Source organism: Variovorax sp. Soil_C_17, from assembly GCF_057657265.1.
In genome coordinates this window covers 878382-891487 of the sequence record NZ_JBDGIT010000003.1, presented here as the reverse complement: position 1 = coordinate 891487, position 13106 = coordinate 878382, and the positions used below count along the sequence as shown (strand labels likewise).

Sequence of the window (13106 nt, the reverse complement as noted above, 5' to 3'; positions counted from 1 at the left end):
TGCCGACCATGAGCGAAGTGCAAGTCAAGGTTCCGGACATCGGCGATTTCGCGGAGGTCGCGGTCATCGAGGTGCTGGTCAAGCCGGGCGACACCATCAAGGTCGAGCAGTCGCTGATCACCGTGGAGTCCGACAAGGCCTCGATGGAGATCCCGTCCTCGCATGCCGGCGTCGTGAAGTCGGTGGCGGTGAAGGTCGGCGACAAGGTGAGCGAAGGCTCGGTCGTGCTGACGTTGGATGCGGCCGAAGCCGGCGCCGCTGCGCCGGCACCCGCGCCCGCAGCGTCCGCACCGGCCTCCCCGCCGCCCCCTGCGCCGGCTGCATCGGCCCCCCCGGCCGCGGCGCCCGCGCAGGCCCCGGCGCCTGCCGGCAGCTACACCGGCGCGGTCGACCTCGAATGCGACCTGCTGGTGCTCGGCGCCGGCCCCGGCGGCTATTCCGGCGCCTTCCGTGCGGCCGACCTGGGCCTCAAGGTGGTGCTGGTCGAGCGCTATGCCACCCTGGGCGGGGTGTGCCTCAACGTCGGCTGCATTCCTTCCAAGGCGCTGCTGCACGTCGCGGCGGTGATGGACGAGGTCAGGCATTTCGCCGACTTCGGCGTCGCCTACAACGAGCCGGTCATCGATCGCAGCAAGCTGCTGGCGCGCAAGAACAAGGTGGTGGGCAAGCTCACCGGCGGCCTGGCCGCGATGGCCAAGATGCGCAAGGTGACCACCGTGCGCGGCATCGGGGAGTTCGTCGACCCTTACCACGTCAAGGTGCAGGAAACCTCCGGCGACGGCAAGGACGCGAGCGGCAGCGTGAAGACCGTCAAGTTCCGCCACTGCATCATCGCAGCCGGCTCGCAGGCGGTGCACCTGCCCTTCATGCCCAAGGACCCGCGCGTGGTCGACTCCACCGGCGCGCTGGAGCTGGGCATCGAGCCCAAGCGCATGCTGATCCTGGGCGGCGGCATCATCGGCCTCGAGATGGGCTCGGTGTACTCGACGCTGGGCGCACGGCTCGACGTGGTCGAGATGCTGGACGGGCTGATGACCGGCGCCGACCGCGACCTGGTCAAGGTCTGGCAGAAGCTCAACGCGCCGCGCTTCGACAACATCATGCTCAAGACCAAGACGGTCGGCGCCGAGGCCACCAAGGACGGCATCCGGGTGATGTTCGAAGGCGAGCAGGCGCCGAAAGAGCCGCAGCTGTACGACCTGGTGCTGCAGGCCGTGGGCCGCAGCCCCAACGGCAAGAAGATCGGCGCCGAGAAGGCCGGCGTGGCCGTCAGCGACCGCGGCTTCATTCCGGTCGACATCCAGATGCGCACCAACGTGCCGCACATCTTTGCCGTGGGCGACATCGTGGGCCAGCCCATGCTGGAGCACAAGGCGGTGCATGAGGCGCACGTGGCGGCCGAGGTGATTGCCGGCGAGCAGAAGGGCGACAAGGAGCTCGCGAGCGCGGCCTTCAACGCCCGCGTGATCCCCAGCGTGGCCTACACCGACCCCGAAGTGGCCTGGGTGGGCCTCACCGAGGACCAGGCCAAGGCCGAAGGCGTGAACATCGAGAAGGGCTTGTTCCCCTGGACCGCCTCCGGCCGGGCGATCGCCAACGGCCGCGACGAAGGCTTCACCAAGCTGCTGTTCGACAAGGAGTCGCACCGCATCGTCGGTGGCGGCATCGTCGGCACGCATGCGGGCGACATGATCGGGGAGATCGCCCTGGCCATCGAGATGGGTGCCGACGCCTACGACATCGGCAAGACCATCCATCCGCACCCGACGCTGGGCGAGAGCATCGGCCTGGCAGCGGAAGCGGTGCATGGTCACTGCACGGACTTGCCGCCGGTCAAGCGCAGTTAGCCCAGGGCCGCGAGCACAACAAAAAACCCGCCGAGGCGGGTTTTTTGTTGGAAGCGCGAGAAGGCTTATTCGCCGGAGACGGTCTTGGCCTCGTCCTGCGCCGACAGCACGCGGCGGGCACCGTTGAAACGGCGCTGCCAGTAGCTGCCGTTCATGTTCTCGACGCGCACCTCGGCGCCGGTTCGCGGTGCATGGATGAACTTGCCGTCGCCCACATAAATCCCAACGTGGCTGAAGGCGCGGCGCATGGTGTTGAAGAAGACCAGATCGCCGGGCTTGAGCTCGCTGCGGTCGATCTTTTGGGTGGCGGCAGCTTGCTCCTCGGCACGGCGCGGGAGCAGGTGGCCCACCGTCTGGTTGTACATCGCGCGCACGAAGCCGCTGCAGTCGAAGCCGGTTTCCACCGTATTGCCGCCGCGCTTGTAAGGCACGCCCAGGAAGCCGATGGCGGTGACGACGAGGTCGGAGGTGCGAGCCACCACCGTCTGGCGGACCTGGTGGAGTTGGTTGATCAAGCCCTTTTCGGGGGGCTGGGCGTCCATCTCTTCATGGCGATCCAGCTGCGGAGCGGCGTGAGCGGCGAAGGCGAGCAGGAGGCAGGCGGGGAGTAGGAAAAATCGCATGGCGCGTAGGATATGGATGACAAAAAGCGGTGTCAATTTCATGCGAAGTCGCGATTATGCATGTAACTCATTGTCATCTTTGAGGTTTCGCAGAAGGCCAATTGCTTGAATTGTAAAGTTGAAGTTATGAGCAATAAGTTTCTGCAATTGTGTAATCCAAAAGTTTTGAATTGATTCAGGCGCGCAGTACGAAATTTTTCTAATACCTTGAACTAAAGGTTTCCCATGAATACATCGTCTTTGCGGACCACGCTGCTGGTTTTGGGCGTTCTGGCTGCGTCCGGCCTCGCCGCCGCGGCACCACGGCCCGAGGTGGTCGCCTCCGGCCTTGAAAATCCCTGGGGCCTCGCCTTTCTCCCCGAGGGCCGCTTCCTCGTGACCGAGAAGGCGGGCCGGATGCGGGTGGTGGGCGCCGACGGCAAGCTGGGCAGGCCGCTGGCCGGTGTGCCCCCCGTGGCGGCCGGCGGGCAGGGCGGCTTGCTGGACGTGCTCGCGGATTCCGACTTCGAGAAGAACCGGACCTTCTATTTCTGTTTCTCCGAGCCCGAGGAGGGTGGCTCGGCCAACGGCACGGCCCTGGCGCGCGCGCAGCTCTCGTCCGATGGCAGCCGCCTCGACAATCTGCGCATCATCTTCAGCCAGCGCCCCAAGGTTGCCAGCCGCCATCACTTCGGCTGCCGCATCGTCGAGGCAGGGGACGGCACCCTGTTCCTGACCCTGGGCGACCGCTTCAGCCGCAAGGAGGACGCCCAGAAGCTCGACAACCACGTGGGCAAGCTGGTGCGCATCGCCAAGGACGGCACGGCGCCGGCAGACAACCCCTTCGTCGGCCGCCCCGGCGCACTGCCCGAGATCTGGAGCTACGGGCACCGCAACGGCCAGGGCGCGACGCTGGCGCCCGATGGCAAGCTGTGGATGCACGAGCACGGCCCGCAAGGCGGCGACGAGATCAACATCCCCCAGCCAGGCCGCAACTACGGCTGGCCGGTGATCACCTACGGCGAGAACTACGGCGGCGGCAAGATCGGCGATGGCCTCACGCGACGAGAGGGCATGGAGCAGCCGCTGCATTACTGGGTGCCGTCGATCGCACCCTCCGGCATGGCCTTCCTCACCAGCAATCGCTACGGCGCGGGCTGGAAGGGCAACCTCTTCGTGGGCTCGCTGAAGTTCGGCTACCTCGACCGCATCGAACTGCGCGGTGGCAAGGTCGTGGCGGAGCATCGCTTGCTGGACGAGGGCCGGGCCCGCATCCGCGACGTCAAGCAGGGGCCGGATGGGCTTCTCTATTTGCTGACCGACCAATCCGACGGAAAGCTCATCCGCCTGCTGCCGGACTGAGCCGGCCCCTTATCGGCCCGGCCCGTTCGGTGGTACGGTCCAGGAGTTTCCGATCTCTGCTTTCCCGAAAGACCTGCTCCCCATGCTGCTCGACGCTTCGCAATCCCAACTGGTCCTGGTCGACTACCAGCAGCGCCTCATGCCGGCCATCTTCGAGTCGCAGGCGGTGCTCGCGAATGCGGTGCGGCTGGGCCGCATGGCGGGTCTGCTGGAGGTCCCCGTCTGGGGCACGGAGGAGAACCCTTCGAAGCTGGGAGAGAACGTGGCCGAGCTGCGCGCCCTGTGCCAGCGCACCTTGCCCAAGATGCACTTCAGCGCCGTGGAAGAAGGCCTGGCCGACTGGCTGCGCGCGCCGGTGAAGGCCCCTCAAGGCAATGCGCGCAGCCTGCCCAAGCACCTGCAGAAGGCACAGAAGCCCGCCGAGGAGCGCAACACGGTCGTGATCGCCGGCTGCGAGGCCCATGTTTGCCTGCTTCAGACGGCGCTGGACCTGCTTGACGACGAGTTCGAGGTCTGGGTGGTGACCGATGCCTGCGGCTCGCGCACCGAGCGCAACCGGGATGCAGCCTTCGACCGCCTGGCCGGCGCCGGCGCCGAGCTGGTGACCACCGAGATGGTCGGCTTCGAGTGGGTGCGCAGCGCCGAGCACCCGCGCTTCAAGGATGTGCTGGCGCTGATCCGCTAGCGAATCGACCGGTTGCTCAGACCCGCCGCCGCGCACGCACGGCCGCGGCCAGCCCCTGCAGCACCGGCACCGTCTGCGCGAAGCCGATGCACGCGTCGGTGACCGAGATCCCATGCTTCAGCGGCACGCCGGGCACCAGGTCCTGGCGGCCCTCCTCCAGGTGGCTCTCGATCATCAGACCGGCAATGCGCCGCTCGCCGGCGGCGATCTGCCCGGCCACGTCCTGCGCGACCTCGACCTGCCGCCGGTGCTGCTTGCTGCTGTTGCCGTGGGAGACGTCGATCATCACCTGCTCGCGCAGGCCGAGCGCACGCAGCGCCTCGCAGGTCGCCGCCACGTCCGCGGCCGCGTAGTTGGGCGTCTTGCCGCCGCGCAGGATGACGTGGCAGTCGTCGTTGCCTCGGGTCTCGAAGATGGCCGCCATGCCCATCTTCGTCATGCCCATGAAGGCATGCGGCGCCCGCGCGGCGAGGATCGCGTCGGCCGCGACCTTGATGCTGCCGTCGGTGCCGTTCTTGAAACCCACCGGGCAGCTCAGTCCGGAGGCCAGCTGCCTGTGGCTCTGGCTCTCCGTCGTCCGCGCGCCGATGGCGCCCCAGGCGATCAGGTCGGCGATGAACTGCGGGCTCAGCAGGTCGAGGAACTCGGTGCCGGTCGGCAGGCCCATCGTCGTCAGTTCCAGCAGCAGGCGCCGCGCCCGTTCCAGGCCTTCGTTGATCGCGAAGCTGCCGTCCAGGTGCGGGTCGTTGATGTAGCCCTTCCATCCCACCGTGGTGCGCGGCTTCTCGAAGTAGGTGCGCATCACGATCAGCAGGTCGTCGTGCAGCTCGTCGGCCACGGCCTTGAGCTGGTGGCCGTACTCGAGCGCCTGGTCATGGTCGTGGATCGAGCAAGGCCCGACCACCACCACGAGCCGGTCGTCGCGGGCATGCAGCACGTCGGCGATCGCGGCGCGGCTGGCCTCGACCAGCGCGAGCGTGTCGTCGCGCACCGGCACCCGCTCCTGCAGCAGCGCCGGTGTGATCAGGGGGCGAACGGCGCCGATCCGCACGTCGTCGATGCGGGTCGTGTCGAGCGTGCTGTCGCGGGAGCCGATCTCGGCATCATGGAGAGGGTCGTCAAGTCTGGTCATGGCGTTTTCAACGGCGCGTTCGAGGGAAGAGGGCCTGGATTGTCCGCCGATAATCGCCCGGTCCGCGCCACCAAGTCGAGCGCCTTTTTCACCCCCCTGGAGCCACCCCATGTCCGCTGTCATTCCCGCAACCCTGATCGCCGGGGACGGCATCGGCCCCGAGATCGTCGACGCCACGCTCGCCGCTCTCGACGCTTTGGGCGCCCCCTTCGAATGGGAGCGCCAGGTCGCCGGCCTCGCCGGCGTGCAGCAGGCGGGCGACCCGCTGCCGGCCGCCACGCTGGAGAGCATCCGCCGCACCCGCCTCGCGCTGAAGGGGCCGTTGGAAACGCCCTCGGGCGGTGGCTACCGCTCCTCGAACGTCCGCCTGCGCGAGGAGTTCCAGCTCTATGCCAACCTGCGCCCGGCGCGCACCATCATTCCCGGCGGTCGCTTCGACAACATCGACCTGGTGGTGGTCCGCGAGAACCTCGAGGGCCTGTACATCGGCCACGAGCACTATGTGCCCATCGACGGCGATCCGCACGCGGTGGCGATGGCCACCGGCATCAACACGCGCCAGGGCAGCCGGCGCCTCCTCGAGTTCGCCTTCGAGACCGCCGTCGCCACCGGCCGCAAGAAGGTCACGCTGGTGCACAAGGCCAACATCATGAAGGCGCTGACCGGCATCTTCCTGGAGACCGGCCTCGAGCTCTACGAGCGCAAGTACAAGGGCAAGTTCGAGCTCGACACGGTCATCATCGACGCCTGCGCGATGAAGCTGGTGCTCAATCCGTGGCAGTTCGACATGCTGGTCACGACCAACCTCTTCGGCGACATCCTTTCCGACCTGGTCGCCGGGCTGGTCGGCGGCCTCGGCATGGCGCCCGGCGCCAACATCGGCGCCGGCGCCGCCATCTTCGAGGCGGTGCACGGCTCCGCGCCCGATATCGCCGGCAAGGGCATCGCGAATCCCACCGCGCTGCTGCTGGCCGCAGCCTTGATGCTCGACCACGTCCAATTGCCCGCGCTGGCGACGCGCCTGCGCAAGGCCATCCACGACACGCTCAACATCGACAAGGTGCGCACCGGCGACCTGGGCGGCAGCGCCGGGACCGCGGCCTTCACCCAGGCGCTGGTGAGCCGTATCGCCAACGGCTGAGCGGGCGCGCCGCTTGGTCGGCTACTTGCCGACGATCGTCAATTCGCGGTCGTTGGCCGTCACGTCGAAGAGCGACAGCAGTTCCGGGCCGAGCACGGCATCCGTCGACTTGCCGCCGAGCGGGCCGATCACCACCGTCGCCTGCGGCACCCGGAAGGGGCCGAAGGTCATGGGCACGCGCTCGATGCGGCGCGCATCCGTGCCGGTTGCGGCGGTCTGGATGTAGGTCGGCGTACCGCCGATCAGGTTGGCCCGGGCGGCGAAGTCCTCGGTCACGGCGACGCCGGCGTTGACCGTCGCAGTGCGGTCGATCGCGAACTGCACCGGGAATCCGTTGACCGTCCCGCGAATCCAGAACCGGCCGTCCTGCCCGACCGGCACCGTGATCTGCGTCGAGCCGTCGACCGAGATGTTCTCGCTCTTGCCCTTCGGCCGGCCGCTGGTCTCGACCAGCACGCAGTCGCGGGCGCGGGCCTTTCCGGGCCCGGCATCGGCCGGCACGTTGGTGTAGGCCTTGCCGCACTTGAAGATGGGTTCTGCCGAGGCCGGCTGCACGGCCATGATGCCGAGCGCCATCGCCACGGGTGCGCCGATGCGGCGCAGCGCTCTTCCGGATCCAGGGTGCTCAGGCATGGCATCACCTCGCGCGAGTAAACGGGGCCTCGACGATGCGCCCGCCGGCGTCGGCATGGTGTCATCCAAATCCGACGTCGGCTGAACGGTCTGCGGCAGCCGATCGATGGCGACCCAGGTGGTCCTCACCGCGCACCTCGCCACGGTGCTCGAGACCATGGCGTTCGAAGCCCGCGGCATCGCCCGGCTGCCGGCCAGCCTGATCCAGGCCGGGCTGGCGGAAGGCACGCTGCCGGCGGTCGGCGAGGGCCGATGGAATGCGGCGCTCGAAATCCGCCTGTTCCGCACGCCGGGCAAGCCGCCCAGGGCGGCAGAGCGCTTCCGGGATGCGGTGACGCTGGGCGCGCCCGCCGGTCCGGGTGGGCGGGCCGTGTAGACTGCCGGGTTTTTCACCCCGCGTATGGCGCAAGTTTCAAGGCGCACAGCTTTCACCGGCTCGGCGCTCACTCGCTTGCTCGCCCGGCTGGCCGACATCGACGTTTCCGAGCCCAGGCATGCCTTCGCAGATCGGCTGAGCCAATGGCTCGGCTGGGCCGATGCGATCTCGCTCTCCTCGGTGCTGAACGGCAGCCCGGCGGCGGCGCCGGCGGGCCTTCGAGCAGGGCGGGGCGGCGAGGAAGGCGAATGCATCCGCCTGCGCGGCGTGCTCACGAAGGCCATCGCCGAAGATGGCGCGCTGGCCACCGAGAAGGAACGACCGGAAACGGCTGCCAACTTCTCTCCCTACCGTCGGCACTATCTCGCCCGGCAGCAGACGATGGAGGTGGCCATCGGCCCCCTGCGCGAGCGTCTGCGGGCGAGTCTGGCGGCCCGATCGCCGGCCATGGCGCAGCTCGCCGCCGTCGACGCCGTGATGGAGCAGGCCCTGGGCGCGCAGGAGCACGACCTGCTGTCGACCGTGCCCGGGCTGCTGGAAAAGCATTTCGTGCGCTTGCGGCAGGCCCACCCGGCGCTGCCGGAAGAGCCCGAGGGCGGGGCGCCGCCCGTGGCGTGGCAGGACGTGTTCTGCAAGGACATGCGGGCCGTGCTGCTCGCCGAACTGGAACTTCGATTTGAACCTGTCGAGGGGCTGCTCGAAGCCCTTCGCAAGAGCTCATGAACAGATCACTTCACTACTTCGTTTTCTTCGTGGGCCTGGCCGCCGTGTGCTGGGTCGGCGCCGGCTACATCGGCTCGAACCCGCTGGCGCTGGCGATCACCGTGCTCGTCGGTGCGTTCTATCTCATGGGGGCGCTTGAACTGCACCGTTTCCACCAGGCCACGACGACGCTGGAACGGGCCGTGACGGACCTGCCCAATGCCCCGGCCAGCCTGGGCCAGTGGCTCGACCAGCTGCATCCCACCTTGCGCAACGCGGTGCGCCTGCGCATCGAGGGCGAGCGCGTCGGCCTGCCCGGCCCGGCCCTGACGCCCTACCTCGCGGGGCTCCTGGTGCTGCTGGGCATGCTGGGCACCTTCGTCGGCATGGTGGTCACGCTGAACGGCACCGGAATGGCGCTGGAAAACGCGAGCGACCTGCAGGCCATCCGCGCCTCCTTGTCCGCACCGGTGAGGGGCCTGGGCCTGGCCTTCGGCACCTCGGTGGCGGGCGTGGCCGCGTCCGCGATGCTGGGCCTCGCCTCCGCCCTGTGCCGGCGCGAGCGGCTGCAAGCCGGGCAGATGCTCGACACGCGCATCGCCACCACCTTGCGCCCCTGGTCGCGGGCCCACCAGCGCGAGGAGTCCTTCAGGCTGCTGCAGCAGCAGGTCGAGGGCATGCCCGCCGTCGTCGATCGGCTGCAAGCCATGATGGCGATGATGGAACGGCAGAGCCAGGCGTTGAACGAGCGCCTGGTCTCCGGCCAGGACCGCTTCCACAGCCAGGCCGAGGCCGCGTATGCGAACCTGGCTTCCTCCGTCGGCCGGTCGCTGAACGAGAGCCTCACCGAAAGCGCCCGCATCGCCGGCGCGACCTTCCAGCCCGTCGTCGAAGCCGCGATGGCCGGGATCGCGCGCGAGGCGGCGTCCTTGAACGACACCATCGAGCACAGCGTGCAGCGGCAGCTGGACGGGCTGTCGAGCCGCTTCGAGTCCTCCACCGCCACCGTGGCGGAGCTCTGGCAGAGCGCACTCGCCGGGCACCGCCGTGAGAGCGAGGCGCTGTCGCAGGACCTGCGCAGCGCGCTCGACCAGTTCGCCCAGACCTTCGAGCAGCGTTCCGCCTTCCTGGTGGAGGGCGTTTCCGCCCGCCTGGAAAGCGCGGTCGGCAGCGTCTCGGACAGCTGGCGCGGCGCGCTCGCGCAGCATGAGCGCGCCAGCGAGAAGCTTTCGGGCGATACGCACCAAGCCTTGAGCTCGGCCGCCGCCACCTTCGAGCAGCACGCGGCTTCGCTGCTGCGCACCGTGGACCAGGCGCATGCGGACCTGCAGACGGAGATGGCCTCGCGCGACGAGCAGCGCCTGGCGGCCTGGACCCAGGCGCTGGAATCGATGGCCGGTTCGCTCCGGCAGGAATGGCAGCAGGCCGGCGCCCGCGCCGAGCGCCAGCAGCAGGACATCTGCAACACGCTCGCAGAAACCGCCCGCGACATCTCCGCACGCACCGAGGCGCAGGCGAGCCACACCATCGCCGAGATTGCCCAGCTCGTGCAGGCCGCCGCCGAAGCCCCGCGCGCCGCAGCCGAAGCGATCGCCGAGCTGCGCCAGAAGGTCTCCGAAGGCATGGCGCGCGACAACGCCATGCTGGAGGAACGCAGCCGCATCCTCGAAACCCTGGGTACTTTGCTCGACGCGGTGAATCATGCCTCGGCCGAGCAGCGCTCGGCGATCGATGCGCTGGTCGCCGCATCGGGCGAGCTGCTGGACCGCGTGGGCACGCGCTTCACCGAGAAGGTCGATGCGGAAGCCGGCAAGATGGCCGAGGTCGCCGCCCAGCTCACCGGCAGTGCCGTGGAGGTGGCGAGCCTGGGCGAGGCCTTCGGCTTCGCCGTGCAGCTATTCAGCCAATCGAACGACAAGATGGTGGCCCACCTGCAGCGCATCGAAGGCGCGCTCGGCAAGTCGATCGCGCGCAGCGACGAGCAGCTGGCCTACTACGTGGCGCAGGCGAGGGAGGTCATCGACCTGAGCATCATGTCGCAGAAGCAGATCGTCGAGGATCTGCAGCGGCTCGCCGGCGAGCGGGCCTCGGCGGGCAGCGAGGCGTGATGCGGGACGACGTCGACGACGCCGGCCTGGAGCCGAGCGTGCCGGTCTGGGCGGTCTTCGGCGACCTGATGTCGGGGCTGCTGGGCGCCTTCGTGCTGATCCTCGTGTTTGCGATCGGCATGCAACTGGAGCTCACGACCCAGCTGCAGGCCGAGATCAAGAAGCGCGAGGCGCAGGCGCAGCGGCTGCAGGCCCTCGAGAAGGCGCTGGCGGTGCCCCTGGCCGCGGGCCGAGTGACGCTCAGCAATGGGCGCATCGGTATCAGCGGCAGCGTGCTGTTCGCCTCCAGCTCCGCGGAGTTGCAGCCCGAAGGCCGGCAACTGCTGAAGAGTCTCAGCTCGCCGCTGGGCACCTATCTCCAGGCCCGCGACGAGGTGCTGATGGTGAGCGGCTTCACCGACGACCGGCAGCTGAGGGACGGCAACCGCCGCTTCGCCGACAACTGGGAGCTGTCTGCCCAACGGGCGCTGACGGTGACCCGGGCCTTGATCGAGGAGGGCATTCCATCGTCCTCGGTCTTCGCCGCCGCCTTCGGTTCCGAGCAGGCCGTGGCGTCGAACGCCGATGCCGAGGGGCGGTCGAAGAACCGGCGTGTGGAGATGGCGCCGGCGCCGAGGCAGTCCCATGCCGACGCGAAGTCTCGTGAGTAGTGCACCGGACTCGGACGGCGGCTCGGCCATGGACGCCAGCGCGATGATCGACGCGTGCCGCGCGCGCGGCGATCACCGCCGCGACCCCGTCCGCTTCCGCTTCATCGAAGCGCTGGCGAGGCGGGCCGCCACGCACCACGGCGAAACGCGGCGCATCCTGGACGCCAGGCTGCGTGAACTGCTGGCCGCGTATGCCGACGAGCATTCGGCCGAGATCCCCGCCGCGGAAGGCACGGCCGGCGCGGGGCAGAAAGCCAAAGCCGCGCGCGGGCCGCTGGCGGAACTCGTCGACGCCATCGCCCCGCCGGCGCCGCCACGGGGGGAGGGCGCTTCGGCAGGCGCTGGCGTACCCGGCTTGTCTTCTTCTTCCTCTCACGAATTGAAGACGCTCAGCTATTTCCGCAGCACCTGGTCCAGGCTCAGTGCCGATCGGCGGCTGACCCAGACCCTCGCAGCCGTGCCGGAGAATGCGGGCCCGCTCAACTCGCACCAGCTGGTGCATCGCGCACTCGTGCTGATGCGTGAGCTCTCGCCGGAGTACCTCCACCGCTTCATGTCGCACGTCGAGGCATTGCTGTGGCTCGACCGTGCGAATGCCGGCAGTGCCTCGGCGGGCGCGGAGACACAGCGCGCCGAGGCGAAGCGGAAATCTGCCCGCGGCAAAGCCGGCTGACCGGCATCGGAGTGCGAGCGCAACCTGCCTCCGGCGGCATCGTGCAGCCTTGCAGAGCGGCGCGCCGAGGTCTATAAAGGTTCGCCCAGACAGACCAAGGAGGCCGCATGCCCGAAGACCTGAGCCATTTCAAGCCGATCGATCCCGGCCGCATTCACGTCGACGATCCGGTGGAGGCGCAGTATTGGTGCATGCAGCTTCGATGCAACGAGGCGACGCTGCGGGATGCGATGGCCAAGGTCGGCGATCACGTCACCGCGGTGCGCGACGAACTCGCGTCGCGCGAGTGAGGAGCCTTCGGCAGGGGCGCGTGCGCCACGCGCAAGCCTTGCCGGGCTGCGCCGCCTGCCGACTCCGCCCAGTTCCTATGGCTTCTTGGCCGAGGCCTCGAGCCACTGCGCGAAGCGCATCGTGCCGAGGCGCGGATTCTTGCCCGGCGTGAGCGACTGATCGTTGACCGGCGTCCCGAAGTAGGTCGCTTCGGGGTCGGGGACGACCCGGCGAGCGTCGCCGGTGCCGCGCAGGTACTGCTCGACCAGCTTGTCCATGCCCAGCGCCACGGGACCGGCGACCTCCACCATTCCGTTGACCGGCTCCGCCACCGCGATGTCCGACAGCGCCTGCGCGACGTCTTCAGCCGCGATGGGCTGGATCAGCGAGGTGGACATCCGGACCGTGTCGCCTTCCACGCCCGACTGCGCGATGCCGGCGACGAATTCGAAGAACTGCGTCGCGCGCACGATGGTGTAGGGGGTGGGCGACGCCTCGATCAGCTTCTCTTGCGCCATCTTGGCGCGGAAGTAGCCGCTGGCGAGAAGCCGTTCGGTGCCGACGACCGACAGCGCGACGTGGTGCTTGACGCCCGCCACCTGCTCGGCGGCCGAGAGATTGCGTTGCGAGGTTTCGAAGAAGTTCAGCACCGCGCTGTCCTCCCACGAGGGTGCGTTGGAGACATCCACGACCACCTGCGCGCCCTTCATGGCCTCGGCCAATCCTTCGCCGGTCAGGGCATTGACGCCCGTCGACGGCGAGGCCGCGACGACCTCGTGTCCTTTTTGGCGAAGCTTGGGCACCAGCTTCGATCCGATGAGCCCGCTGCCGCCGATGACGACGATCTTCATATGAGTTTCCTTTGGTCCAGTTGGGGTTGCTGATTGCTGGACGCTCGTCTGTGCGGCTGTCCATGCCTATAAGA

The 13106-nt window shown here is 68.5% G+C and carries 14 protein-coding genes; 10 read left to right on the top strand and 4 right to left on the bottom strand.

The window, feature by feature from the left end; translation table 11 throughout:
* The first annotated feature begins 8 nt into the window (after positions 1-8).
* Positions 9-1847, top strand: coding sequence for a dihydrolipoyl dehydrogenase (gene lpdA, locus AC3A6Y_RS19415; RefSeq protein WP_487869839.1), 1839 nt, complete (start codon positions 9-11; stop codon positions 1845-1847).
* Between the two features lie 65 nt (positions 1848-1912).
* On the opposite strand, the gene AC3A6Y_RS19410 is transcribed toward lpdA, so the two are convergent.
* Positions 1913-2470, bottom strand: coding sequence for a C40 family peptidase (locus AC3A6Y_RS19410; RefSeq protein ID WP_487869838.1), 558 nt, complete (start codon positions 2468-2470; stop codon positions 1913-1915).
* Between the two features lie 225 nt (positions 2471-2695).
* On the opposite strand from AC3A6Y_RS19410, the gene AC3A6Y_RS19405 reads away from it, so the two are divergent.
* Positions 2696-3811 carry a PQQ-dependent sugar dehydrogenase gene (locus tag AC3A6Y_RS19405; RefSeq protein ID WP_487869837.1) on the top strand — a complete coding sequence of 372 codons (1116 nt, stop codon included), beginning with the start codon at positions 2696-2698 and terminating at the stop codon, positions 3809-3811.
* Positions 3812-3893: 82 nt separating this feature from the next.
* On the top strand, positions 3894-4496 hold the full coding sequence (locus AC3A6Y_RS19400; protein WP_487869836.1) for an isochorismatase family protein: 603 nt from the start codon (positions 3894-3896) through the stop codon (positions 4494-4496).
* A gap of 16 nt (positions 4497-4512) precedes the next feature.
* On the opposite strand, the gene AC3A6Y_RS19395 is transcribed toward AC3A6Y_RS19400, so the two are convergent.
* Positions 4513-5628 carry a 3-deoxy-7-phosphoheptulonate synthase gene (locus tag AC3A6Y_RS19395; RefSeq protein WP_487869835.1) on the bottom strand — a complete coding sequence of 372 codons (1116 nt, stop codon included), beginning with the start codon at positions 5626-5628 and terminating at the stop codon, positions 4513-4515.
* 109 nt (positions 5629-5737) lie between these two features.
* Here AC3A6Y_RS19395 and AC3A6Y_RS19390 point away from each other — a divergent pair, with 109 nt between their 5' ends.
* Positions 5738-6769 (top strand): isocitrate/isopropylmalate dehydrogenase family protein, encoded by a 1032-nt coding sequence (locus AC3A6Y_RS19390; RefSeq protein WP_487869834.1) that lies wholly within the window; start codon positions 5738-5740, stop codon positions 6767-6769.
* Between the two features lie 21 nt (positions 6770-6790).
* Here the strand turns inward: AC3A6Y_RS19390 and AC3A6Y_RS19385 are convergent, their stop codons facing one another.
* Entirely contained in the window at positions 6791-7402 is a 612-nt protein-coding gene (locus AC3A6Y_RS19385) for an aspartyl protease family protein (protein WP_487869833.1), read from the bottom strand.
* A 106-nt stretch (positions 7403-7508) separates the two neighbouring features.
* Between AC3A6Y_RS19385 and AC3A6Y_RS19380 the strand changes: the two genes are divergently transcribed.
* The 6 genes from AC3A6Y_RS19380 (at position 7509) to AC3A6Y_RS19355 (ending at position 12201) form a co-directional block, all read left to right on the top strand.
* Positions 7509-7778 (top strand): hypothetical protein, encoded by a 270-nt coding sequence (locus tag AC3A6Y_RS19380; RefSeq protein WP_487869832.1) that lies wholly within the window; start codon positions 7509-7511, stop codon positions 7776-7778.
* Between the two features lie 24 nt (positions 7779-7802).
* A complete protein-coding gene (locus AC3A6Y_RS19375) occupies positions 7803-8501 on the top strand; it encodes a DUF3348 domain-containing protein (protein WP_487869831.1) in 699 nt (232 codons plus the stop codon).
* Positions 8498-10588 carry a DUF802 domain-containing protein gene (locus AC3A6Y_RS19370; protein WP_487869830.1) on the top strand — a complete coding sequence of 697 codons (2091 nt, stop codon included), beginning with the start codon at positions 8498-8500 and terminating at the stop codon, positions 10586-10588. Before AC3A6Y_RS19375 ends, AC3A6Y_RS19370 begins: the two co-directional genes overlap by 4 nt.
* Complete coding sequence (locus AC3A6Y_RS19365; protein WP_487869829.1) at positions 10588-11238, top strand: OmpA family protein; 651 nt, start codon at positions 10588-10590, stop codon at positions 11236-11238. Before AC3A6Y_RS19370 ends, AC3A6Y_RS19365 begins: the two co-directional genes overlap by 1 nt.
* A gap of 28 nt (positions 11239-11266) precedes the next feature.
* Positions 11267-11911, top strand: a complete 645-nt coding sequence (locus AC3A6Y_RS19360) for a DUF2894 domain-containing protein (RefSeq protein WP_487869828.1) — start codon at positions 11267-11269, stop codon at positions 11909-11911.
* A gap of 107 nt (positions 11912-12018) precedes the next feature.
* Positions 12019-12201 carry a DUF3606 domain-containing protein gene (locus tag AC3A6Y_RS19355; RefSeq protein ID WP_487869827.1) on the top strand — a complete coding sequence of 61 codons (183 nt, stop codon included), beginning with the start codon at positions 12019-12021 and terminating at the stop codon, positions 12199-12201.
* A 75-nt stretch (positions 12202-12276) separates the two neighbouring features.
* On the opposite strand, the gene AC3A6Y_RS19350 is transcribed toward AC3A6Y_RS19355, so the two are convergent.
* The gene (locus AC3A6Y_RS19350) at positions 12277-13032 is read right to left on the bottom strand and encodes an SDR family oxidoreductase (RefSeq protein WP_487869826.1); all 756 of its coding nucleotides are present in this window, start codon (positions 13030-13032) and stop codon (positions 12277-12279) included.
* Positions 13033-13106: the final 74 nt, after the last annotated feature.